The sequence below is a fragment of the Sorlinia euscelidii genome (assembly GCF_036452135.1).
GTDB classification, from domain to species: Bacteria; Pseudomonadota; Alphaproteobacteria; order Acetobacterales; family Acetobacteraceae; genus Sorlinia; species Sorlinia euscelidii.
In genome coordinates, this window is sequence record NZ_JAWJZZ010000004.1 from 351,328 (window position 1) to 375,000 (window position 23,673).

At 56.7% G+C, this 23,673-nt stretch carries 19 protein-coding genes and 3 pseudogenes; 10 read left to right on the forward strand and 12 right to left on the reverse strand.

The annotated features are described in order from the left end of the window. The first annotated feature begins 6 nt into the window (after positions 1-6). The 7 genes and pseudogenes from CGLAMM_RS09685 to mltG all read left to right on the forward strand — a co-directional run bounded on the left by CGLAMM_RS09685 (position 7) and on the right by mltG (position 8,702). On the forward strand, positions 7-729 hold the full coding sequence (locus tag CGLAMM_RS09685; protein ID WP_394820291.1) for a glycine betaine ABC transporter substrate-binding protein: 723 nt from the start codon (positions 7-9) through the stop codon (positions 727-729). A 656-nt stretch (positions 730-1,385) separates the two neighbouring features. After that, on the forward strand, positions 1,386-3,797 hold the full coding sequence (locus CGLAMM_RS09690) for a TonB-dependent receptor (RefSeq protein WP_418115637.1): 2,412 nt from the start codon (positions 1,386-1,388) through the stop codon (positions 3,795-3,797). Positions 3,798-4,066: 269 nt separating this feature from the next. After that, positions 4,067-5,032: an ACP S-malonyltransferase gene (fabD, locus tag CGLAMM_RS09695; protein ID WP_394820293.1), complete on the forward strand. Its 966-nt coding sequence runs from the start codon at positions 4,067-4,069 to the stop codon at positions 5,030-5,032. A gap of 11 nt (positions 5,033-5,043) precedes the next feature. After that, positions 5,044-5,784 (forward strand): 3-oxoacyl-[acyl-carrier-protein] reductase, encoded by a 741-nt coding sequence (gene fabG / locus CGLAMM_RS09700; RefSeq protein WP_394820294.1) that lies wholly within the window; start codon positions 5,044-5,046, stop codon positions 5,782-5,784. 246 nt (positions 5,785-6,030) lie between these two features. Continuing rightward, a complete protein-coding gene (locus CGLAMM_RS09705; RefSeq protein WP_319807190.1) occupies positions 6,031-6,270 on the forward strand; it encodes an acyl carrier protein in 240 nt (79 codons plus the stop codon). A gap of 151 nt (positions 6,271-6,421) precedes the next feature. Next, positions 6,422-7,701, forward strand: a pseudogene (gene fabF, locus CGLAMM_RS09710) (beta-ketoacyl-ACP synthase II). Continuing rightward, a complete protein-coding gene (gene mltG / locus CGLAMM_RS09715; protein ID WP_394820295.1) occupies positions 7,677-8,702 on the forward strand; it encodes an endolytic transglycosylase MltG in 1,026 nt (341 codons plus the stop codon). The pseudogene fabF and the gene mltG overlap by 25 nt, the downstream one beginning before the upstream one ends. A 2-nt stretch (positions 8,703-8,704) precedes the next feature. On the opposite strand, the gene CGLAMM_RS09720 is transcribed toward mltG, so the two are convergent. Continuing rightward, positions 8,705-9,550, reverse strand: a complete 846-nt coding sequence (locus CGLAMM_RS09720; RefSeq protein WP_394820296.1) for a lipid-binding SYLF domain-containing protein — start codon at positions 9,548-9,550, stop codon at positions 8,705-8,707. Between the two features lie 88 nt (positions 9,551-9,638). After that, positions 9,639-10,499, reverse strand: coding sequence for an inositol monophosphatase family protein (locus tag CGLAMM_RS09725; protein WP_418115639.1), 861 nt, complete (start codon positions 10,497-10,499; stop codon positions 9,639-9,641). Between the two features lie 149 nt (positions 10,500-10,648). Here CGLAMM_RS09725 and CGLAMM_RS09730 point away from each other — a divergent pair, with 149 nt between their 5' ends. Continuing rightward, on the forward strand, positions 10,649-10,981 hold the full coding sequence (locus CGLAMM_RS09730) for a hypothetical protein (protein ID WP_394820297.1): 333 nt from the start codon (positions 10,649-10,651) through the stop codon (positions 10,979-10,981). A gap of 44 nt (positions 10,982-11,025) precedes the next feature. Here CGLAMM_RS09730 and CGLAMM_RS09735 read toward each other — a convergent pair whose 3' ends face one another. From CGLAMM_RS09735 to CGLAMM_RS09760, 6 genes are read right to left on the reverse strand one after another with little or no spacing between them, the layout of a single operon-like run. After that, positions 11,026-12,111 (reverse strand): glycosyltransferase, encoded by a 1,086-nt coding sequence (locus CGLAMM_RS09735; protein ID WP_394820298.1) that lies wholly within the window; start codon positions 12,109-12,111, stop codon positions 11,026-11,028. A gap of 1 nt (position 12,112) precedes the next feature. After that, positions 12,113-12,898 (reverse strand): NTP transferase domain-containing protein, encoded by a 786-nt coding sequence (locus CGLAMM_RS09740; protein WP_394820299.1) that lies wholly within the window; start codon positions 12,896-12,898, stop codon positions 12,113-12,115. After that, on the reverse strand, positions 12,895-13,722 hold the full coding sequence (locus tag CGLAMM_RS09745) for a sterol desaturase family protein (RefSeq protein WP_394820300.1): 828 nt from the start codon (positions 13,720-13,722) through the stop codon (positions 12,895-12,897). Before CGLAMM_RS09745 ends, CGLAMM_RS09740 begins: the two co-directional genes overlap by 4 nt. 11 nt (positions 13,723-13,733) lie before the next feature. Further along, the gene (locus tag CGLAMM_RS09750) at positions 13,734-14,828 is read right to left on the reverse strand and encodes an LptF/LptG family permease (RefSeq protein WP_394820301.1); all 1,095 of its coding nucleotides are present in this window, start codon (positions 14,826-14,828) and stop codon (positions 13,734-13,736) included. Beyond that, the gene (locus tag CGLAMM_RS09755) at positions 14,825-16,021 is read right to left on the reverse strand and encodes an LptF/LptG family permease (RefSeq protein WP_394820302.1); all 1,197 of its coding nucleotides are present in this window, start codon (positions 16,019-16,021) and stop codon (positions 14,825-14,827) included. Before CGLAMM_RS09755 ends, CGLAMM_RS09750 begins: the two co-directional genes overlap by 4 nt. Continuing rightward, positions 16,018-16,911: a metallophosphoesterase family protein gene (locus tag CGLAMM_RS09760; protein WP_394820303.1), complete on the reverse strand. Its 894-nt coding sequence runs from the start codon at positions 16,909-16,911 to the stop codon at positions 16,018-16,020. The genes CGLAMM_RS09755 and CGLAMM_RS09760 overlap by 4 nt, the downstream gene beginning before the upstream one ends. A 193-nt stretch (positions 16,912-17,104) precedes the next feature. Here CGLAMM_RS09760 and CGLAMM_RS09765 point away from each other — a divergent pair, with 193 nt between their 5' ends. Beyond that, on the forward strand, positions 17,105-18,067 hold the full coding sequence (locus tag CGLAMM_RS09765; protein WP_394820304.1) for a diacylglycerol/lipid kinase family protein: 963 nt from the start codon (positions 17,105-17,107) through the stop codon (positions 18,065-18,067). Position 18,068: 1 nt separating this feature from the next. Continuing rightward, positions 18,069-18,998: a hypothetical protein gene (locus tag CGLAMM_RS09770; RefSeq protein WP_418115640.1), complete on the forward strand. Its 930-nt coding sequence runs from the start codon at positions 18,069-18,071 to the stop codon at positions 18,996-18,998. Positions 18,999-19,049: 51 nt separating this feature from the next. Here the strand turns inward: CGLAMM_RS09770 and spt are convergent. The 4 genes and pseudogenes from spt to CGLAMM_RS09790 form a co-directional block, all read right to left on the reverse strand. Continuing rightward, positions 19,050-20,251: pseudogene (spt, locus tag CGLAMM_RS09775) on the reverse strand (serine palmitoyltransferase). After that, positions 20,248-20,505 carry an acyl carrier protein gene (locus CGLAMM_RS09780; RefSeq protein WP_418115641.1) on the reverse strand — a complete coding sequence of 86 codons (258 nt, stop codon included), beginning with the start codon at positions 20,503-20,505 and terminating at the stop codon, positions 20,248-20,250. The pseudogene spt and the gene CGLAMM_RS09780 overlap by 4 nt, the downstream one beginning before the upstream one ends. A 179-nt stretch (positions 20,506-20,684) precedes the next feature. Further along, positions 20,685-22,453, reverse strand: a pseudogene (locus tag CGLAMM_RS09785) (fatty acyl-AMP ligase). A gap of 60 nt (positions 22,454-22,513) precedes the next feature. Continuing rightward, positions 22,514-23,641 carry a sensor domain-containing protein gene (locus tag CGLAMM_RS09790; protein WP_394820314.1) on the reverse strand — a complete coding sequence of 376 codons (1,128 nt, stop codon included), beginning with the start codon at positions 23,639-23,641 and terminating at the stop codon, positions 22,514-22,516. Between the last annotated feature and the right edge of the window lie 32 nt (positions 23,642-23,673).

A 23,673-nucleotide genomic window follows, 5' to 3' on the forward strand; every position in this document is an offset into this window, starting at 1 on the left:
GGACGAATGGGCGTGATCAAACTCGGTTTTCTCCACACGGCACTCCATGCAGGATGTGCAAGCGCGGTGGCGCGAGTCATTGAGGCCCACGGGTTCGAGGTCGATTATGTTGATCTCACGCGTGGCGATGTGAAGGATGCGTTATTTACCAATCAGCTTGATATTTATGCGTCGAGCTGGCTGCCGATGGATGATGATCTGCTCAATGGTAATTATCGTGCGGTCGGTGATCTTTATCAGCCTCTCCCGTCCTGGCTGTCTGTCGGAGACGTGGTGATCGGGGAAGACGGGGCGGTGACATGTGACGCAATTTATGCAGCGGAGTCAGTCCGGCATCTCTACGCGGACGCGTTGCAGGCTTTCAAACGTACATCGCGTAAAGACGTCACCATCATTGATGATGAAGCCCTCTATCATCAGTTGAATCACGCGGCGCAGCAGAATCAACGCGTGCTCGTCGCGGCGATGCAGCCACATGCGGCGTTCTTTGATGCGCGCTTCAAGCTTGTTGAAGCGGGCCTGCTGGCGCTCGGTACGCCAATGCGGGCGCCGCTTCTGATTTCGGAAAATCTTGCGGAATGCGGTGACCCGGATCTATTCGATGAGCTTTCTGAAATGATGCTGGGGGTCAAGGTTATGAGCGCCCTCGATTACGCGATCACGGTTGAAGGCGTTGACCCGGAGGATGCGGCTGAATCCTGGCAAAGAGGTCGACTTATCCCGCGCTGATGTAAAACACGTTTTAAGTTTGTTGCTTTTCAGCATCAGCTGTGGCGGCAACATCGCGTAAAAATTTTATTAAATTGCTGCTCTCATTACTTGAAGTTATAGGACGCTCGACTCGTAATCGCGTGACGGAGGACGATAAACCCGAAGTTTTTGAAGCGCTTATGCCTGCGTTGGCAGGTCGTGCTCATGACAAGGTTACCGTCCCCTTGCCGGTTCTGAGACAATTCGATGACCGTACGGCGTGTGGGTGGCTTGTTCTGGCGGGTCACCTCTCAATGCACCCGGTCGTGGCAAACGATCAATCAGGAGGAAAGGCCCATGAATGCCCTTTCTTTCAAGCGACGGACTGCACATCGAGCGATCGGCGCAACAGCCATCGAACTTCCCTTCAAGTTCGGATGGGATGCCATCTCGACGATTCTTTTTCCTCGTCTGGTGAGAGCGCTGCGCCGCTCTGATAAGCAACGGAAATATGGCATCGTGCAGCCGGCGTGGCCCCCGAGTCGATAATCGCGCTCATATGTCCGCAGCCGGAACGCTGTTCCGGGCGGGACCCCTCATTTAATCGATAAAATTCTGGTTGTGCGCCTTCGCCTTCCCTGCTGCCTCGCAGTGGGGTGTGACGCTGTGCGTGCCGCCATCATGGTGAATATATCATGCAAGTGCTCGTCAATAAAATGTCGCGCATCATGCAGCAATATGGTGTTTTCGTTATTGCTGGATGCGTCATCTCTCCTTCATTTTCCGAAGCGAAAACGAAGGAGGATTCAATCAAAGCCCCCGTTTCAACATCCCCCGCCAAAAAGCCGCGTGGGACGATGCGTGGCAAAAGCATCGCGAAAAATGTGAGTTACGAATCGCGGAAGGATGAAGCGATCAATGTCAGCGCGGGCCGCTATATGCTGAAGGACCCCAATCGGCGCCTTATGACGCCGAAAGACTGGAAGCTCGTTATACCAGGGTCCAACCCTCTCTATATGTTGCAATATACGGAAGGCGCATCCCTTTCCGGCACGGATCCTTTCGGCGTGGATATGACGACGGCGGGGCTTTACCTCCGCGGTTTCCACATGAATGAACTCGGCGTGACTTATGAAGGCATCCCGCTCAATGATATTGGCTGGGGCGGTCTGACCGGCACGAACGTGCTTAAAATCGGCATTGCACAGGATCTGGGCGGTATTTCCGTATCCCCGGGGTCTGGCAGTGTGAGCACGTTTTCCGCATCCGATAATGGCGGCGACCTGCATTACTTCGTGCGGAACCCGAAGGACAAGGCAGGCGCCTCGATATGGCAGTCCTACGGAAGCAATCAAACGATACAGACAACGATTTCGGCGGATACCGGTCAGATCGGCCATCACGGCCCGAAGATGCTTGTCGGTTTTCAGCGTAACTTTAGCCAGAAATATATGGCTTATGGTGATCAGCAGGCGATGCGCGGCCACCTCAAGGCGGTTCAGGACGTTTCCTGGGGCGATTTTACCGCGTATTTTTCCGGCTCAACCGCCAAAGTGACGGAATATAATGATCAGTCATTCCAGATCAACGATCAGCTGGGCTGGCGGGGTGATTATCTCGCGCCGAATTACGCTTACGCCTATGATATCTCCCTGCCGGAAAATGCGGCGAAGGATTGCGGCAACGGTTTTACGTGCAAGGATCTGGCAGGGCTGGTCTCATATAATAGCGGGCATTCCTCCCAGGATCTCGTCGGCTCCCTGGCGCATGATTTCCGCATTTCCAAAATTCTTTCGGGTCGCGCTTCATTTTACATGACGCATAGTGACACACATGAGGTGCTGACAGATTCGGGTACCCCGTCTCTTACAGGCGCACCCTTCTCTGAGCAGGTCTGGCATCCGCAAAATCAACGTCTCGGGGGCACGTTGAGCCTGCGCGCCAAATGGGGCCATCACACCATGTCTGCTGGTTTCTGGCAGGAACATACGGACTCACGGGCATTGACCTCTTGGTATAATGAGCCGCTCCTCGGCACCGGGGCACCCCTCAGTGTTTTCGGAAATTTCTCTCAATATGGCCCGGCTTTCAAGACGCAGGCAAATTCCAGGTGGTCAACGTGGGAGCGTCAGGCCTACCTTCAGGACGACATCACTTTATCACCTGATCTGCATGCGGGGATCGGTTTCAAAACGCTCGAAACCTCTACATCAGGTGGCGGGCTTGAAGGGGATGCGCCGCGCGGGACGTTATCAACGCGCAACTACTTCCTCCCGCATCTGTCAGCTTCGTGGCAATGGTATAAGGGGCATGATGTTTTTGTGGATATCGCGAATAATGAGTCCGGCTATCGCGTGTCCCCGCAGGGTCAGATCGGTTACAGCGCTTCGGCCTGGACCGCCGGTGATCAGGCGGCTTTCGATGCGGCGACACGCCACATCAAGCCGGAAAATAATTGGAACTTCATCGTAGGCGGCCATGATAATCTCGGTTGGGTGCGTCTCTCATGGGATGCTTATTACGACCTGATTTCCAATCGTCTGCTCTCGGTCGCTGAAGATGATGGGGGGTTGAATAGCCTCACCAACACAGTGGCGGCTGTACCTCATTCCCACATTATTGGCGGTGATATCGCTATCAATCTGCCTGTCACACGTCGCTTCATGCTGCGTCAGACCTTAGGTGTCAGCAAGTTCACCTATGATAATGACCTCTTCGCGGATGGGAGGGTCTTTCCAATCAAAGGGTCAGCGCAGCCGGGATATCCGCCGATCACCTTATCTACGATGCTGATTTATTCCCATGATGGCACGGAGGCTGGCGTGGGTTCGACGTTCTACAGCCGTCGCCCCTTCTCTTACCAGAATGATATGTATGCTTATGCTTATTGGATGACCAATCTATATCTGCAGCATACCTTCAAACTGGGCGGGAAAATGCCGCCCGTCACGGCGCGGTTCGACGTTTATAATCTTCTGAACCGTAAGCTGATGGGGACGATCGGGACGAATGGCTTCCCGTTCAACCGTGATAAAGGTTACAGCTTTGGCACGATGCAACGCCAGGCCCCGCGTCAGGCCATGTTTACATTGGGGGTGAGTTTCTAACATCCTCTCATTCTGATCCAATCTGCGCGCATGACACCCCATTCCGTCTGCCTGACGGGATGGGGTGTCGTTTTTGAAACAGGGCAATCAACCCATCCGCCGCGACACGTGACGAGCGAGGTTGATGCGAAGAGGTCCAATGTGAGAGTGGGGTTCAGGCGGCGTTACCGTGCCGGCACGGCCCCCGGAAACAGCGCTCAGGTTTGACAGGCAGGACGGATTTCGCCAAGACCCGTTGGGTATTTTGCGTCAGTAAGGGAGGTGGCTGCATGGTCGGCCAATGTGCTTTTGTTTTTCCGGGCCAGGGAAGTCAGTCTGTCGGCATGGGTCGTGCGCTTTATGAAGCTTTCCCTGCAGCGAAAGAGGTTTTTCAGGAAGTCGATGAAGCCTTGCAGCAGCGCCTTTCCACCTTGATGTTTGAAGGGGAACCGGAAGAACTGACCCGGACGGAAAATGCCCAACCGGCCTTGATGGCCGTCTCACTCGCCGTATTGCGCGTACTTCAGAAGGAAGCGGACTGGCAGTTCACGGAAAAAGCACGTGTCGTGGCCGGACACTCACTTGGTGAATATTCCGCGCTTGCCGCAGCCGGGTCGATTTCCCTGACGGATGTGGCGCGGCTGCTCAGGACGCGCGGGCGCGCGATGCAGAAGGCCGTTCCCCCGGGTGAGGGTGGCATGGCGGCGTTGATTGGCGTGACAGCAGCGGAGGCCCTTGAAATTTGTGAGGAAGCCCGCCGACATGTTGACGCGTCCGGACAGGCGATATTGGAAGTCGCCAATGATAATGGCGGTGGCCAGGTGGTGATCTCCGGCCATAAAGCGGCGATCGAGGCCTCTCTCAATTGCGCGAAAGAGCGCGGCGTCAAACGGGCCGTCATCCTCCCGGTTTCCGCGCCTTTCCATTGCTCCCTGATGCAGCCGGCGGCTGACGTGATGGCAGACGCATTGGCCGAACAGGATTTCTCAGCGCCGCATGTGCCGCTCATCGCCAATGTCACGGCCTCGGAAGTGTCCGACCCCGTCATGATCAAGAATCTTCTGGTTCAGCAGGTGACGGGTTCCGTCCGCTGGCGGGAAACGGTTGAGAGCCTGCCTGGGAAAGACGTTTCCGTGGTTGTGGAAATCGGTGCGGGGAAGGTGCTGAGCGGATTGACCCGACGCATCAATAGTGAACTGACAGCCTGTAACGCGGCCACCCCGCAGGATATCGATGCGCTCCTGCGCGTTATATGACGGAGAAACACATGTTTGACCTTACAAACAAAACCGCCCTTGTCACAGGGGCGTCAGGCGGGCTCGGCGCCGCGATCGCACGGGCGCTTGACCAGCAGGGCGCGCGCATCGTGCTTTCCGGGACGCGGGTTCCAGCTTTGAAAGAGGTCGCGTCGACATTGAAAAATCAGCCCGTGATCTGCGCGGCCGATCTCTCCAATGCGGAAGAGGCGGATGCCCTTATCGGCAGGGCGGAGGCGGAAGCCGGGGCACCGCTCGATATCCTCATCAATAATGCGGGCCTCACACGGGATGGGCTGATGATGGTCATGAAGGATGAGGCTTGGCGGCAGGTCTTCACCGTTGATCTGGAGTCGCCTTTCCGGCTGTGTCGCGCAGCGGTGAAAAGCATGATTCGCCGCCGTACGGGTCGAATCATCAATATTGCTTCGATAGTGGGGCTTTCCGGCAACGGCGGTCAGGCGAATTACGCAGCGGCCAAGGCTGGCATGATTGGTATGACAAAATCTTTGGCGCAGGAAATCGCCACCCGCGGCGTGACCGTTAATGTCGTGGCGCCAGGATTCATTGAAACAGCGATGACTCAGGCCCTGCCTGACAACCAGCGAACAAATCTCTTAAAAGCCATCCCCATCGGCCGCATGGGCCAACCTGACGATGTCGCATCCGCCTGTGTCTATCTGGCGTCCGATGAGGCAAGCTGGGTGACAGGCATGACATTGAGTGTGAATGGCGGTATGCTGATGCCGTGAAGGTGTCACGCCTCACCCCTCGTGCCGGAAGCACTTGGCGGAGGGGTGCAAGATGTGCTAAGCGCCCGCTGCTTCATCCGGCGCGATGGGCGCGTCAGCACGAGGTGGGCCTCATGGGGTCCGACGCCGCGAGGCCGGTCATCATGGTCGGCCTTTGCACGTGGTGTAGACCCGGTGGACCCCCACTTGGGACATTAGGTAGGTTTGTAACCGCCCGAGATCCGGGCACACAGAAAGCGGATAAACATGAGTGAAATCACCCGTAAGGTTCAGAAGATCGTCGTTGAACATCTCGGCGCCGAAGAAAGTAAAGTGACGCCTGAAGCGTCTTTTATCGATGACCTCGGTGCGGATAGTCTTGATACGGTTGAACTCGTCATGGCTTTTGAAGAAGAATTCGGCGTTGAAATCCCCGAGCAGGATGCCGAAAAAATCGCGACAGTGAAGGATGCGATCGACTTCATTGAAAAGAAGAGAGAGGACTGACTCTTCAGATAGGCATGGCATGCCTTTCCTTCAAGCCTTTCCGTTTTACGCCTGGGCGAAAAGGGAAGGGCGCCGAGAAAGATGACACTGCGCGGCACCCAGAATTAAGTTGTCCTCTGGGCGTCGTCCAACGGAGATCCGTATCCCCATGATGGCGAAATCTTCCTCGACGGAGTCACGGCGTGTCGTGGTCACGGGCATCGGCCTTGTGACGCCGCTCGCTGTCGGCGTCGAGCATTCCTGGAAAAAGCTCATCGAGGGGCAATCCGGCATCCGACGCATCACATCGTTTGATCCCGGTGATCTCCCCGTCCTGATCGGTGGAGAAGTACCATCCGGCCCCACGCAAGAGGGGGGCTGACCCTGAGCGACTGGATTCCCCATAAAGACATCAAGAAGATGGATCGATTCATCCATCTCGGTCTCGTCGCGGGGATTGAGGCTGTCCGTGATTCCGGCTGGATGCCGGAGGATGAAGAGGGGCAGTGCCGCACCGGCGTCATGGTCGGGTCCGGTATTGGTGGCCTCCAGACGATTTCAGACGGCGCCTTGACTGTGCATGAGGGGCGGGGCCGTCGCCTGTCGCCTTTTTTCATCCCAAGCGCCCTGGTCAATCTGATTTCCGGCCATCTCTCCATTCGATTCGGTTTCAAAGGCCCCAACCACTCTGTCGTGACAGCCTGTGCGACAGGGACACACGCCATTGGTGACGCGGCGCGTATCATCGCGTTGGGCGATGCGGATGTTATGGTGGCGGGTGGTGCTGAGGCGGCTCTTTGCCCCCTCGGCCTGGCCGGTTTCGCGGCAGCGCGTGCACTGTCGACCGGTTTCAATGACAGGCCCGATGAAGCGTCACGCCCGTGGGACCGTGATCGTGATGGCTTTGTGATGGGTGAGGGCGCTGGTATTGTCGTGCTTGAGGAATACGAGCACGCCAAAAAACGCGGCGCCAAAATTTACGGTGAGGTGCTCGGTTACGGCATGTCCGGCGATGCCTACCACATCACGGCCCCGGCAGAGGGGCATGCGGGTGCCTTCCGCGCCATGCAGGCTGCGCTTGAGCGGGCGCGGATCCAACCTTCCGAGATTGATTACATCAACGCGCACGGGACATCGACCATGGCTGATGATCTCGAATTGGGAGCTGTTGAGCGGTTTCTGGGTGACGCGTGCGGCACGGTCGCCATGTCCTCGACCAAATCGGCTGTTGGCCATCTTCTTGGTGCGGCGGGCTCGGTGGAAGCGATTTTCTCACTTCTCGCCATGCGCGATAACACCGTGCCACCGACACTCAATCTGCACCATCCACAAACGGAGAGCCGCATTGATCGCGTTCCGCTGGAGGCGCAGGCCCGCAAAGTCGATACTGTCCTTTCAAACAGCTTCGGTTTCGGTGGCACCAACGCGTGTCTGATACTGCGCCGCGTCTGACACGCCGCCTCATCGCTGTCATGGTCACCCTCCTTCTGGTGAGTGGCGGTGCCTCGGGATTTTTACGGGTCCGGCACATCTACCGGGCGCCCGGCCCGATGCTGGTCGCGGCAGATATCGTCATCCCGCGGGGCAATATGCAGATGACGCTCGCGACCCTCCGCGCGACGCATCTGATCCGTCCCGATGGGATGACAGCGTTTATCTTCCGCCACATTGTCCAATTGACGCGTCATCAGGGTGCGCTCCATTCCGGGGAGTTTTCCTTTCCCGCGGGCGCGTCCATGCGACAGGTGATAGCGATTTTACGTCACGGTAAGCCGGTACGACATTTCATCACCGTGCCGGAGGGCCTCACTGCCGCGCAAATTCACGATTTACTGGCGGCGGCGCCGGGTCTGACAGGTGATGTGCCGCCCCTGGAAGAAGGGGAAATCCTGCCGCAAACCCTCTCTTACCGCTATGGAGATCAGCGTCGCCAGCTTGTGGAGCGCTATCGCGCTTTGATGCAGGAAGCACTTGAAAAAGCGTGGGAGACGCGAAATCCGGATCCGGCCTTGACGTCACCACGTGATCTGCTGATACTCGCATCCATGGTGGAGCGAGAAACAGCTCGAGACGATGAGCGCGCACTTGTGGCCCGTGTTTTCCTGAACCGGCTGACTCGTGGCATGAGGTTACAATCTGACCCGACCGTTATTTACGATGTTTCCCAAGGCGAGGGGGTCTTACCCCACCCGCTGACGCGATCTGAGCTGGCCTTTGATGACGGCCACAATACTTACGCGCGGGATGGGTTACCTTCAGGGCCGATTTGCGCCCCCGGTTATGCGGCCCTCATGGCTGTCGCCCATGCCCCGCAAGGTGACGCCTTATATTTTGTGGCGAAAGGGGACGGGTCGCATGTCTTCTCCACAACCCTCAAGGCACATATCGCGGAAGTCCGCCGTTACCGCCATCATCTGCCGCACCCGACAAAAGGGACGATCCCGGCGCCATGACGTTATCGCCGCGCGGGAAGGCTTTGAACCTGAATATCGTTTTTATTTTTGCCGCGATAGGTCGTGCTGCTCGTGCCAATATCATCCGAACCGGCTGGATTTTCCGCATCCGGGTCAGAGGAGGGGTGACGTCCTGCTTTCGTTGGTGATGCATTCGCGTTGGAATATTGCATCAAGGCGCGACGAAGCGGATCGGCCCCGGAATTATTGACGCGCATACTGATCACGATGCTTTCCGGCCCGACAAGCTGTCCGTAATAAGCCCGGTTGGCGCTGCTGTCCGATGTCAGCTTTGTACCGCCGAGTGAGGCACCGGCATAAAGGCCCGATGATTTCTGCAAGGCGAGAATATCCGTGTTTCGGGCCCCCGCACTGCCACTCTGGATTCCGCTCCCGACATTGGCGAAGGATGCTGACGCGCCGGCTTCAAACTTGAATTGACTATCGAGAAGGGCCTGCAAGCCGCGATCCGACATGATGAAGAACATCATCTGCGAGCTCTCAACGCCAAGCTGAAAGCCGAAAGACGCATTACTGAGCGTGTAAAATGCCGGGTCAGACCATGAACCCTGCGCGTCCCGCGCCAGCAGCACACAGCCGCCACCCGACCCGCCAAAGACGATCGACATGCGGAAGAGAGACGGGCAGATCATCACGGCGCGGGCACTTCGCAAATAGCGCCCCGCCCGCTCATGACCGGCTGATTCCACGAAGATGCTCTGCACGGCGAGGGCCGCGCGGTCAACAAGGAGTTGCTGCTTACTCGCCGCGTGGATTTTGCCAGGCAGGTTGATAACGCACAGCGCGCCCATCGTGCATAAACAGGTCCTGAAAGTCATTCTTCGCATGTTAATCCCTGCTTCCTGAAAGATAAATCCGGGCGACAATTTCAGTCTGACAACATAAGGCCATTTTGCCGGGCGACGCCATCCCCTTTCAGGCGGGTTCGGCAGATTTGAGCGGTATATCGGTTGCGCGTTGAAGAGCTTCCGCCAGGCCCGGTGCCGCCGCCAAAAAGCGCGTCGGGCGCGTCGCCCCGCCTTCACCAAGGAAATCGGACGTCACGGCGCCTGCTTCGGATAAAAGAACCAGCGCGGCGGCGACGTCCCACAGATTAATGGCGATTTCAAGGTAAGCATCCAGGCGGCCACTCGCCACATCTGCCGCGGCCAGCGCGCCCGAGCCGGATGAACGTGGCATGGCCCCTAATGCCAGAAATTGCGACATGCGTCTGGCATATTCCTCGGTTGTGACAAAGGGGCTCCAACCCATTTCAATCATGGCCGATTTCCCATCCGTCAAGGGTGAAGCCTTCAGGGGGCGGCCATTCATCCAGGCACCGACACCAATCTGACCCAGATAAAATTCATCCAGAGCGGGTGCGAAGATAATGCCGCCAATAGGTCGGCCCTCGTGAAGCAGACCGAGAGACACGCACCACCTGTCCCGCCCACGGGCGAAGTTGGATGTGCCGTCAATCGGGTCAACAACCCAGGTGAACTGGCCTTCGCGTTGGCTGCCATCCTCCTCACCAATGAAGCCATCTCCGGGGTAAAGCGCCTGGATGCGGGCTGAGATGAGCTTCTCAACCGCTTTATCCGCCTCCGTCACGTAATCCTGACGGCCTTTGAGGCTGGCGGCGGGCCCGCCGGGCGCCGGGCGCAGGGCCATTGCCAGCGCCGCCGCATCTCTGACAATTGGTTGCGCAAAGGCGAGGCGCTGTGCAATAAATGATGATGATTCCGCATCTTGTGCAAAATAATCTTCAGCCTGGCGGTTGATCGGTGCTTCTGACATGATATCGCCTGTTTCGGGTAGATGGAGACCGTCTCGATTAGGTCTTGCAATTGCCGTTCCATAGCAGTTAGGGCCGCAAAAGCCAAAGAGGCGTCACAAATGCCCCCATAAATGTGACCTGAAATCTTATTTTCCTGAAAGGATGACGTGTGACGCCAAAAAAGGGAGGTCCTCACCCGCAACCAACCGTAATGGATTGGGTCAAGCGGGAAAAATCAGCCGCAAGCGCTTGTGCGGGTTTCGTGTTATTCGCGATCTCGGTCACATACTCACATGGAGATGAGCTGCTGCGCGTTGTGACGGAGGGCGCGAGTGCGTGCGCTTTTACATGCGCCATCATCCTTGAGAAAAAACCCATCGCGCGCGTGCTTTACGCTTTATTCCTCTTTGCGGCATTGCTGCTCATTATGCTCGACGTCAACATCTCGTCGCAATTATCGCAGTTGCGATCTGAGGAAACTTTCGAACCCTCCGCAGACTGATTGACGCTGCGGCGTCAGGGAAAAACTTTTGGGGCCGACAGGGTTCAAGCCCGCGACGACATCCAGTCCTCGATGCCGTGAAGGATAGCGTGGCCTTTTGCGTTGAAAATCGCCGTGCCGAAACGCGCCAGAACGCGTTCCCGCGCTTTCTGACCCATATCGTGCAGCGTGTCAGCCTTCAGCATTAGTTGCGCCATGGCGTCGGCAAGGTGTTGCGCGTCCAGTTTCGGGATGATGATCCCGGTCTCCGACGTGACAGAGTGCGGTATTTCACCTGCCGGTGTGGCAATGACGGGCAGCCCGCTCAACATCGCCTCATGCGCGGCGAGGCAGAAACCTTCCCAAAGGGAGGGCTGCATATATATATGAAGTCGTTTGAGGAAGCGCTTCGTGTCCTCCACATGGCCCAGTAATCGCACGGGCGCTTGTGAGACAAGGATCTCCGCTTCCAACTCCTCACGCTCAATGCCCTCACCGGCAATTTCAACCTCGAAAGCCGGAATTTCCGGATTTTTCTTCAGCAGGGCGGCGGCCTGAACCAGCGTCTTATACCCTTTGACAGGATGCAGCCGCCCCAATGTGCCGACGCGGATCGGATTGCCTTCGCGCCATTTCGCGCTGACGGGATGGCTTTCATCGGCGCGGAAAATCGGCCAGCATGTCAGGGATTTCTCTGACAAACCCAGCCTACGACGCGCCATATCATATACACATTGCGAATCGGCGATCCATAAATGTGACCATCGCCGGATGCGGCGCAGCAGAAAGGCATTGGCGGGTTTCAGATGGGCGGAATGCTGCCAGTGCACGGTCGGGACATGGTGCTTTCTGGCCCATAACTGCCCGAGAAGCGTGGCCCGTGTCAGGGATGTCCAGACAAGGTCAGGTCGATAAGCCGCTAATCGGCGTGCGAGCCAGTAATAGGCTGCCAGGTGATCCTTCGTGCCGCCCTCACGGATTTCAAGCCTGATCCCGGCGGCGGTGATATTTGGCGCTGCCAGACGGTCGCGCGGGGTCAGGGCGAAAATAACGACCTCATGCCCTCTGGATTGCAGAACCTGCACAATATCCGGGACGGGGAAAGCAGCGCCGCCGCCTTCGACCGAATTGATGAGATAAGCGATCTTCATGTTAATCTGTCATAGCGCCGAAAGCGAGCAGATGCGGGGCCGCCGTAAGGATCTCTTCGACAAGGGCAAGGTCAGAAGGCTTATCGACATCCACCGCGGCCCGGCCATCATTAATGGAAACAAATTTGATCGTGGCACCTGTCAGCCGGTAAATATGCGTGGCGAGACGCTCTGTCGTCAGGCGGCGACGCAGAATATCCCAGATGACGGGCCAGCCGATACCCAAAGCCAGCCGCCAGGGCTTTTTGCGATTGCGCTCAATATTCTGCCAGAACTGCACGAGGGCTTTTGCTTTAGGTGTGGCCGCGTAAAACATGTTGCACCCCGAGAACTGGATATCAGCCAATCGAATGAAGGTGCGCTTTGTACCCGGAACGTCGCGCAGGATGGCCGCGCGCGTCGCGATGGCAATGGCGAAATCACAATCGCCAGAAGCTTGCGCGATGAATTCCCTGATCCATTCCGGTCGCAAAAGCGGGTGGTCGGCCGTCGTGATCAGAAGGGGGGTGTCGTAAATTTCCAGAGCGCGGCCGACACTGCCGCTCGGCCCATGACCCATTTCGACAATAGGGATGTCACCGACACAGGCGCGTAACGCTTCCGTCGGGGTGGCGCTGATGGCGAGCGCCGATATTTCAGGGGAGGCACGCAGGGCCGAGATGACCCAATCGATCATCGGTCGGCCCCGGATCGGCAGGAGGGCTTTTTGGTCAACCTGCATGGCCCTCTCAAGCACGTCTCGCCCGCCCCCGCGTGATCCGGCGAGGATGAGCGCTCTGGCGCTCATGCGGCGCGGTTTGTCGGGATGTCCCGCGCGGGGCGCGCGCCTTCAGGGCGCTGCCTTGGCGGCGCGCCCGTATGCTCCATCACCCAGGGATAACGCTGCGCTTCCTTGAGATCGTATCCGAGATCAAACGCATGGCTGCTGCGTGCCCATTGACGTGCATCGGCGAAAAAACTGCCGAAGAGCCGGTCCGGCAGGTAATTTGTGATGCCGTAATTGCCTTTTTCATTATGGAAGTGATGCAGGACATGAAGCTGTTTGATACGGTGCACCCACGCGGATTTCGGCTTATAGGCAAGATGCTGGATGCAATGGAAAAACTCGTAAATGCATGTCACGACGACACCGGTCGTGAGGGCTGAAAAACTGCCTTGCCAACCTGCAATCGCGTAGCCGACCGGCATGACGATAATGGCAATTGTCGGCAACGTCGTCGCTGGCGAGCCGAAAAGCACGTCAAGCAGATGCGGGTCCTGATGGTGGTCAAAATGCACGCGTTTCCATAACACCGCGGTGAAAGGGGTGCGGTAAAGCCAACGTGCATGGAGAATGCTGCGATGGATGAAATACCAGGCATAGGGGTAGATTGCGATCACGACGAGAGCAGGCACAATAAAGCCGAACATGCGATGGCTGAAAGAGAAGGAAGCATAGGCGCCCGCCACAATAATGCCAAAATAGAGCAATATCGTGCGATGCGTCAGATATGCCATCCAGAGCTGCGGAAGGGACATTTTGCCCAGGTCGAAGCTCCGCCCCGTTTTAAGAGACACCTGCTCTTTCCGGGCGCGCCAGAATGCGCGGAGAAAATTGTCGTTTCGAGCCATCAAGCGATACCTCATCCTGCCTCGAGTTTTAAGATCCACGCCCAGATAAGCAGTAAGGTGATCAGAGGCGTCGCGGTCAGCGAAAACAGGACCGGCAACGTGCCCGCATTCGCGAGAGCATCCATCAGACCTTGACCAATCATATACAGCACACCGCAGCCGAGAGCGGCGATCGGAAGCAAGCTTCGCGTACCCGTACGTGGGGGAATGTAGACGACTGGTAACGCCAACAGGATCATAATGCAAAGTTTAATCGGCAATGATATGTAAGATAAGAGTGCAATTTTGTAAGAGTTTGTCGATTGGCTGGTCGGGACAACACCCCTTATGGCGGCCATAAGTGCTGGAATGGAAAGGATTGGCGGCGTCTCGAGCAGGGTCATGATCTCCATAGGGGAAGGGAGATTGAGGAAGTCATTTTTCTGACCCGGATCGAGGGATAGAAACTGGTTTCCGTCCAGTCGCCACCCTGAAATGCCTTCCGCCCGCCATTCCCGGTCCACATAGCGTGCCATTTGCGCGCGCCGTTCTTCAACGAGGTGCGTATCCTTTGAATGCTGGTATGACTCGACATCCAGCAGGACGCGTCCCCCTTCCTCCACCTTGTCAACATGGATGATGCGGCCGAAAGCCCGAAACCAGAGATTGGCTGTTCTGGCTTCAACTGCCGGCGTTGTGGCATTCCACCATGTTCCGTAGGCGCGCTCGGCCCGGGGGGTGACCTCATGTTTGACCAGGAGAAGAGTCGCGCCGAGAATCAGCGCCGCCGGCACGATCAATCCGTACAGGCGCGGCGTTGACAGGCCGGCAGCGCGTAAACTTGCAATTTCACTGTGCTGATTCATCTGCACAAGAAGGAAGATCGTGCCGAGAAGCAGGGATAAAGGCACGCTTTGCTCGAGCAACACCGGGAATCTCAAGGCACAATAATAGATGACGCCGGACAGGCCCTGATGTCGGCCAAGTATTGACGACATTTTCTCCAAAAGGCCCAGAACTTCCATCAGAGAGATGAAAATCGCGCTGACGAGCGCCGTCCGTGCGAGCACCGCAGTGATGAAATGACGGTAAAGAACAGAGCCATGGAGACTGAAGATCGATGTCATCGCGTGATCGGCACTCCGTTCGGAATCTTGACCTTTTTGGGTCGGAGCCAGCCGCCTTGGGAGCGCGTGACGAAAAGCAGAATGCATATGGCGCAGAAAGTCAATTCGGGAATCCAGACGCCGTAAAAACCCTTAACAGCGCCGGTGGCGACGAGGCTCTGACCGAATTGCAGGAGGTGATAAAATCCGACAAGCAGAATGGCGAGCAAAATCATACCTGTTATGGGTCGTCGCCGTTTAACACCCATCGCCAGCGTCGCGGCAAGCGGCGCAATAAAGGGCATTGTCAATGCCTGTGCAAGCCGGAAATCAAGTTCCGCGCGCAGATGGGAACGCGGGATGGAGTCAGGATCAGCGGAAGGGGAGATGATCTGATGGGAATGCTCCAACCGTCGGATCAATTCGAAAAGCGTCAGCTCCCGCGCATCCTTACCGCGAGAACGGAAGGAGTGCACGGTCGGGTCGTTGATAAAAAACCGGGCGCTGTGCTCAAAATGGGTTTTATGCAGATCCTGCATATTGCCATGGCGCGCTGTGATGATATCGCCATTCCAGAGGTCCAGCCGCGTTTCTGACCGTGAAGGCAAGGTGGTGATCAACCCTCTCTGCGCGGAGATGAGATGGAGCGTGTCGTTTGTTCCGTTGGCGCGGATAAAAACTTTCTCCAGCACGGAGCCATTGGCGCGTGTTTTCTCCGCGGTCAGCATGGCCCCATCCGTCGTGGTGGCAAACATGCGCGCCTGGAAACGCGGCGTCCAGGCCGCGTGCGCGGCTGAGTAAAAGCCGGAGCGGAAATCATAGCGCGCCAAAGGCTGGATGTAGCCATAAAGCAAAAGACTGCTGCCGCCGAGCAGAATGCCGATCAGGACGTAAGTGTGCGATATGCGGGAGAGGGATATGCCGCTCGCCATCAGGGCATCAATCTCATTATGATCGCTCATCCGGCGTATCGTGATGAATATACTGACGCTGAACGCCGCCGGGATGGCGAGCCCCAGATAGTGCGGCAGCAGATCCGTCAATAAGGACAGGAACGTCGCAAGCGAACTCCCCTCAGAGGCGAGATCATCCAGTAAAACGAGCAGCCGTTCAAGAAGCAGGGCCGTCATGACGGTCCCGAGAGCGATCAGAAAAGGCGGGATAAGCTGGCGGAGAAGATAGCGATCCAGCTCACGAAGGGGTCTCTTCCTCACTTGCTTTTTATCGGCAGTTTGAGATGACGCGTAAATCCGTCTTCCACAACATGATTGTCTCCCAGAAGCCGCTGCGTGATGTCGAGCGACCAGAAACCCTCTTTTCGAGAGATGTCGAGACGGTTCCACGAGGCACGGCGCCACGGCTTGATAGAGTGCATGGAGGTCGAAGACACCCCAAGAAGAGGGATCTCCGTTTCCGGCACGGTGACAAGCGACTCGTTATGAGAGTGTCCATGCAACACAAGTTCCGCCCCGCCCTGTTTGATGATTTCGGCAATCTTTCTCACGTCTTTAAGACGTTTCCCGGACTTGACCAGTCCGTATCCGGGAGGGTGATGGATCATGACAATACGGAATAAACCCCTCGTGGTTTCCAGAGCGTTGAGAAGGCGCTGTCCCTGAGCCTCTCCCACGCGGCCCCAGGCTTTGAAAGGCGGCGTCGGTATGGCGCTGTTCACCCCGATGATGGCCACGTCATGAATTATCGTGACATAAGGGAATTGTTGCGCCGACCCTTCCATCCAGGGTGACAAGAGGTCCAGACCTTCATGGACATCCTCCCGGACCAGAATATCATGATTCCCCGGCACAAAATAACAGGGTGCGGGGAGAGCGCGCATCCATTTTTCGGCCTGTTCAAACTCACTTTTATGGCCAAGATTGGTGATATCGCCAATATTGAGGATCATGTCCGGACGATGAAGCGCCATATCTGCCACAATCCGGGACGAAATTTCCGGCAAATGTCGGTATTGACGCGACATCTTCCAGGAAAGAAGGCTTAAAAAGCGTTTGTTCAGAAGGTCCCGAAGCGGGAGCTTGCCGGGTGTCGGCAGATGCACGTCTGATATATGTGCAATCGTTGCTTTGTCACTGTCCTGGGCCATCACAAAGCCTCGGCTGCATGCGGAAATAACATAGCCTTCTTCAATGCTCTTCTGGTTCGTTGTGGACAACTATGCTATGGCGCTCTGACACACTGCGCAAGGGCGCTTACGTTGGCGCCGCTGAAACGTCATTTATCAATGATGAATGTAAAGATTTGGCTGATCGCGGTCATGAATTTGGATTAGATTTTCTGTGCCTCTCGCTCTTATAAACAACCCCCGCAGCCGAAAAAACCGTCGATGTCTGGATAGATTTACCAAAAGAGCGCGCCATTGCCTGGCTGATCGCTTTTTTGAGCCGCGGACACAAGCAGAATTGCGAAGCGTCATCGAAAAACTGCATCGGCAGAGCATCAGGACAATCGCCATCAGCGGGGGCGATGGCACGATCAGCGATGTGATGACGGCATTATACCATGTTTATGGTGAGGATGATCTACCTGAACTGGCGATTTTCCCCTCCGGCAACTCCAATCTTATTGCCCGGGATGTCGGCTTTAAATCCCGCGGGCGGAAGGCTTTTGAGCGCCTCCTCCATGATCCGCAATCTCTCACGAAAGAGAAACGCGGCACGCTCCGCATCAAATGGACCGATCAGGGTGCCCAATTGCGGATCGGCATGTTCCATGGCACGACGGGATTTACGCGCGCGATCGACATCGCGCACTCACCTCATTTATTAAGGTTCGCACCTCATAATCTCGCGGTCGCCGCGACATTGATCGCGACGCTCTGGAAGCTTCTGCACCGTAAATATCGGAATATGTGGCTTGACGGCGATCGCCTGCGACTTGAATGCAATGGGGTTGTCAGAAGCGACGGACCGAGTTTTCTTTTCATCTCAACAGCGCTGGATCGTTTGACAATGGGGATGTGGCCGTTCTGGGACGATGACCAACGCCGGAACCCGACAGGGTTGCGCTTTCTTAATGTCAGTGGCCACCCTCAACATCTGTGGCGTGCTGTCAGATTCCTCGTCCGGGGGCGGTCACCAAAATGGTTGCGGCAGCATCCATCCTATCACAGTGATCGGGCCGACAGCTTGACCATGACATGCGCGAGTGACTTCATCCTTGATGGTGAAAAATTCAGTGCCGGCCCCTCGCGTCAGGTCACGCTCTCGAACGGGCCGCAATTCCAGTTTCTGCATGACTGAGATGGACGCGCTCTCCCGCATCCTGTCTTCAACGCTTATTGAAGCGGTCCCGCCGAATATATCAGCCTTTGCCGCGCAGATGCTGGGCGCATGCCGTCCTTTGGGCGTATTGTTTTACGGTGCGGGGATGCGATCTGATGATCTGGATGCGCTTCTCGACTTCTACGTCATTGTCGATGAGATGCGTGATTGGAACTGGCGCAATCGGCTGGTCTGTCTGGCCGGTCAATATCTGCCCCCCAATGTCGTCTATGTGCGCCAGATGATTGATGGTCGTCTCATGCGCGCCAAGGTCGCCGTGATGACAATTGATCAATTTTCGCGCCGCGTGGGCCCGGCAAGTTTTGACAGTTCCATCTGGGCGCGCTTCACGCAACCAACGCGCCTTGTCTGGGTGCGCGACACCGTCGCGGCTGACCACATTCTTAACGCTGTCAGGAAAGCGGTTCTGACGGCCACATGGTGGGCCGCGTGCCTGTCACCCGGCCCGGCCCGGCCCGCCGAGATCTGGCGCCATCTCTTTTCAGAAACCTATCGCAATGAGCTGCGTCCGGAAAATGCGGGGCGTGCGGCGTCGATCATTGAAGGGCGCGCCGATTGGTTTGAGGCGATATTGACGCTTAGCTGGTCACAACTCGGTTTTCCCATCCATGAAAACAGCGAGGGCGCGCGCTTCATGGTCGTATCGCGGGTGCGGCTTTTAAAAGTAAGGCGGCAATGGCGACAAATGCGGCGCCTCGGGCGGTGGCTGAATGCTGCGCGCCTGATCAAAGCGGCCTTCACTTTTGAGAATGGCGCCCTTTATCTGGCCGACAAAATCCAGCGCCATAGCGGGCTGGCGATGCGCCTCTCACCTTTCGAGGCGCGTCACCCTCTGATTTGCCTGCCCATCCTGCTTTGGCGCGCGAGAAGCATCCTGCGACGTTCCTGAATTCCCATTTTAACGAATGCCGCAGGGAAGCTGCCTCTCGCCCGTCGGCGGTCAGGCCGTCAGGACACCGAGATCCTGCGCGGCTTTCGCGAAGGAGGCAAGGGCGGTGTCAATCTGGGCGGGGCTGTGGGCAGCCATCACTGAGCACCGAAGAAGAGGCCGCTCATCCGGTGTTGCGGGTGGCAGGGACAGATTGACGTAAACCCCAAGCTCCAGAAGTCGATTCCAGAAACCAGCTGCTGTCGGTATGTCCGGCAGCGTAACGGCGACAACGGGGCTGACATGCTGGCTGACGGAGAGGCCGAGTTTTTTCAACCCCGCATGAAGCTGCCCGGCATTCTGCGTCAATTGCGCTCGTAAATGAGGTTGCGCCTGAAGGGCTTCCAAAGCGGCTGCTGAGGCGGCGATAATGTCCGGCGGCAGAGATGCGGTAAACATATAGGGCCGTGAAGCCAGTCGGATCATCTCGACGCCGTCATGGTTTGATACGCAATAGCCGCCAATTGTCCCGAGACTTTTGGAGAAAGTGCCGACGACGAAGTCGACATCTTCCTCACAGCCATCCTGCTCCGCTACGCCGCGTCCATTCTCACCCAGAACGCCGAATGAATGCGCTTCATCGACGAGAAGCCAGGCGCCGTGCTTTTTTTTGACTTCGGCAAAAGCGCGCACCGGGGCGACATTTCCGGTCATGGAATAAACGCCTTCAATCACGATCAACTTGGCGCCCGGATGGTCCTTGACGCGGTTAAGCCGTTTATCGAGATCCGCCGGGTCATTATGTCGAAAGCGGATGACCTGCGCATTGCCGAGGCGGCTGCCGTCATAAATGCTGGCGTGACTATCAGCATCAATGAAGAGAATGTCATCCTTACCCGCAAGCGCGGAGATGCAACCCAGATTGGCTTGATAACCGGTCGAAAAAATAATGCAGTGCCGCCGTCTGAAAAATGCGGCGAGTTTTTTCTCAAGCTGGCGGTGCAGTCCGTAAGTGCCGTTGGCAATGCGTGAGCCCGTCGTGCCCACCCCCTCTTCCTTGAGGGTTTTGACGGCCGCGGAAATCGCCTCTGGGCACTGGCTGAGTCCAAGATAATTATTGGTGCCGAAAAGCAGGGTCTCCCGCCCTCAATCAGGCCGATCGTGGCGGAGAGGGGGCGTTCGATCACCACGTCAAACGGGTTGCGCGGCGCGACGGACATTAAATGCGATGCGGCGCGGGACAGGCCTTCAAATTTCGCAAAAATGTCCGTCATTGCGGCGTACCGGCCTTGAGCTTATTGAGGCAGATCGCGAGGTCCCGGATCGTCCTGATGTCCGCCAACTGGTCGAGAGGGAGGGAAACATCAAGACGGTCCTCAATTTCCATCACGAAATTCATGACAGCAAGGCTGTCAAAGGCAAGATCCTCGACAATCTTGCTTTCGGGGGAAATGTCTCGGGGGACATTCGGCTTGGCGAGAAGCTGCTCGATAATCAGCTGTTCCGTCGCCGCGATCTTGTCAGTCATTATTTTGTCTCCATTGCGCTTCAGGCTACGTCGTATCCGAGGATCGAGGCAATCTGCTAAGCGTGACCAACTCTCGATCCTTTATATTGGCTGCGCGTCAACCCAAGCCTTTTAGTAATGTTACGGCATGGCGCGCAGATTTGACGTGTCCGTAAAGCGCGACAGAACCGGGTTCAAAGTCAGGCCGCGGAACTCTCCTCTTGCGCAAACTGACCCGCCAGATACATGGCTTTTGCCTTCGCGCGGGTTAATTTGCCCGAAGATGTTTGCGGGAGAGTGTGCGGCGGCACCAGGACAACCTCTACGTCGACACCGTGACGACGGCGGATGACACTTGCAATATTATCTTTCATTTCCGCTCGCGCCTCCGCGGAGGTAAGACGGCATTGCACGAGGGCAAAAATCGACTCGCCCTTTTCCGTCTCGAGCGAGAATACGGCAACATCCCGTGAGCGCACCCCGGTTACGGCGGTCTCAACCGACCACTCAATATCCTGCGGCCAGATATTGCGCCCATTAATCACCATCAGGTCTTTCGCCCGTCCGGTGATGACAACCTGGCCATTCAGCATATAACCGAGGTCACCTGTATCAAGCCAGCCATCGGGGGACAGGACGGCTTGCGTCTCCTTCTCCCGACCGAAATAACCGGTCATCATGCTGGGCCCCCTGACGTAAATCGTCCCGATGGCACGGTCCGGCAGGGTTTTGCCCTCACTATCCCAGGCCTCAATATGGTGGCCCGGTAATGCATGGCCGCAAACGACAAAAGTCCGTTTGGGGGACTCCGAATTATTGACGCCGCGCGCGAATTGCGCAGTCTCAAGATGTTTGAGGTCAATCGTATCGGTAAGGATACCATGCTCAAGCGGCGCGAAACTGATGGCCAAAGTGGTTTCCGCCATGCCGTAACTGGCGACGAAAGCCCGGCGATCAAATCCATGGACTTTGTAGTTTTCAGCAAAGTCGCTGAGAATATGCGGCCTGATCATGTCGCCGCCAATCCCGGCAACGCGCCAGCTTGACAGGTCAAGACCTGACGGCGGCGGACGGCGGGCGCAAAGCTCATATCCGAAAGACGGGCTATAGGCGATTGTCCCCCGATTGCGGGAGATGAGGTCAAGCCAGACTTGGGGGCGGCGCGCAAATTCCCGCGTGGGGAGGAGGTCCGTCGTCAATTGGCAGCTCATCGGTGTCAGGAAGAAACCTACGAGCCCCATATCGTGATAAAGGGGAAGCCAGGAAACGCAGCGATCTCCCTTACCTTTCACCTGTAGACCGTATTTTGCGATGGCGTGGGCGTTGGCAAGCCCGGCTTTCTGCGTGACGGCGATACCCATCGGAAATCGTGTGCTTCCGGATGAGAATTGCAGATAGGAGATGTCAGTCGCGGTCACCTCCGGAAGCGCGCCGGTTTCCGCAGCGGAAAGGGCGAGAAGCTCAGCCGGACTGCCACCGAAGACGAGATGCATATCCCGGACAATCTCCGCCGTCCAGCTTCCGATCAGTTCCGGGATGATGACGGCCCGGGCATCCGCAGCCTCAACCATACCGCGCAAGGTGGCGATATAAGCATCGCGACCGCCGAAAGCGACGGGCAGGGGCAGGGGGCCGGGATAAGTCCGGCATATTGGCATCCGTAAAAAATACGCGCGAAATCACCATCACTTTCCGCGATGATGGCCACACGGTCGGATTTTTTCAGCCCGAGTGATAAAAGCCTGTGCGCCGTTTCAATTGCCTGTTCCCGCAAGCGGGCGTAGGGCAAGGCCTCCATCAACTGTCCACGGCCGTTATATATATTATAGCCGGACTGACCAAGCGCGGCGTAATCCAACGCATCGCGAAACGTTTTAAACGCACCATAGACGCGCGCCTGACCAGAATCTGTAGGAACGGGAGCGTCCTGTCGCGCCTCCGGGCTCGTTATTTTACAATCCTCAACCAAAGTTTGGTTCCGTTCCTCTCATACACAAATTATTGTCTGAAATGCGTGAAGCGCGTCTTTTTAAGCCGAGCGAGACAAATATTCAATGATTGCCTGCGCCGCATCGGATGTTGAATCGGCTTCATCATGGTCGAACGTTTCCTGCATATAGCGCATTTGTTCATCACGATAAGTGTCAGGATGACGCGCGTTTCTGAGCAGCACCATGGCAAGTTCAGCCGGGGAGCCGATAACGTCGCCTAAGGTCCAACTACGATAGTTCGGATTATTGTGCCATTTGGCATCATGCGCATTCAGGAAGATGCAAGGGCGTGGCCGGGTGATGAACTCGGCAACCTGGCTGCTGACATCGCCAAGGTAAATGTCGGCGGCCAGCGTGTAGGTCATGTCCACGCTGCGCATGCTGCCCGGGTCAATCAGCATGTGCGCATGCGCGCGATATTGCTCAATCAACTTCTGCCCCTCCTCGCGATGACGATCGAACAACCTGTAATGCGGGGCGAATATCAGGTTGAAATGGGTCTGGTTCGCAAAATACTCCAGCACGTCGCGCCCGAAGCGACGCCATGACGATAACGCGCGAGAGAAATGCGGGTTGTAAACCACCGTGGGGCGATCATTGTTAAAAAGCTTTAATTCCCGCGTGCCCATGCGACGCATCAAGTCAAACTTGGCGTAAACGCCGCGAAAATAACGCTGGGGCGAGATCGCCCCTGCTTGAAGAAGGCGCTCCTCAACTTTGCGACCTGGGACGAGGACATAATCATAATGTTTGATGTCGCTCGCAAATCCGATTGCACGGTCGCCCGCGCCGTGACCGGTATAAATGAGTTTCGGGTGATGCACACCCATGTGGCGCAGATAAAGGCATGTCCGTTCAGGTACGACAATCGCGTCGAAGCTGTCCAGCCACCCACGGTTGTGGAAAAGCGTTAATATTTTATCAAGGGGCGAGGGGCCCTGCCGATCAAGCCGTCGTCTAACCCACGCCGGCGCGTTTAATCTTGAGAAATGAAGGGGCGCTTCCGGATAATAGGTCGCCAGATGCCGGATGAGATTGAGCTGCGGTTGTGACGCGCCGGCGAGATGGACCTCGACCTCCGGATAGAGCTTCGCCATTGCAGCGGCGATCGGGAGGGAATGGAGGGATTGGTGTATCTGAGCGATAAACGGAAACACAATCCTCAGAGGCTTGTCAGCACGCACCAGTTGAGTCGTCG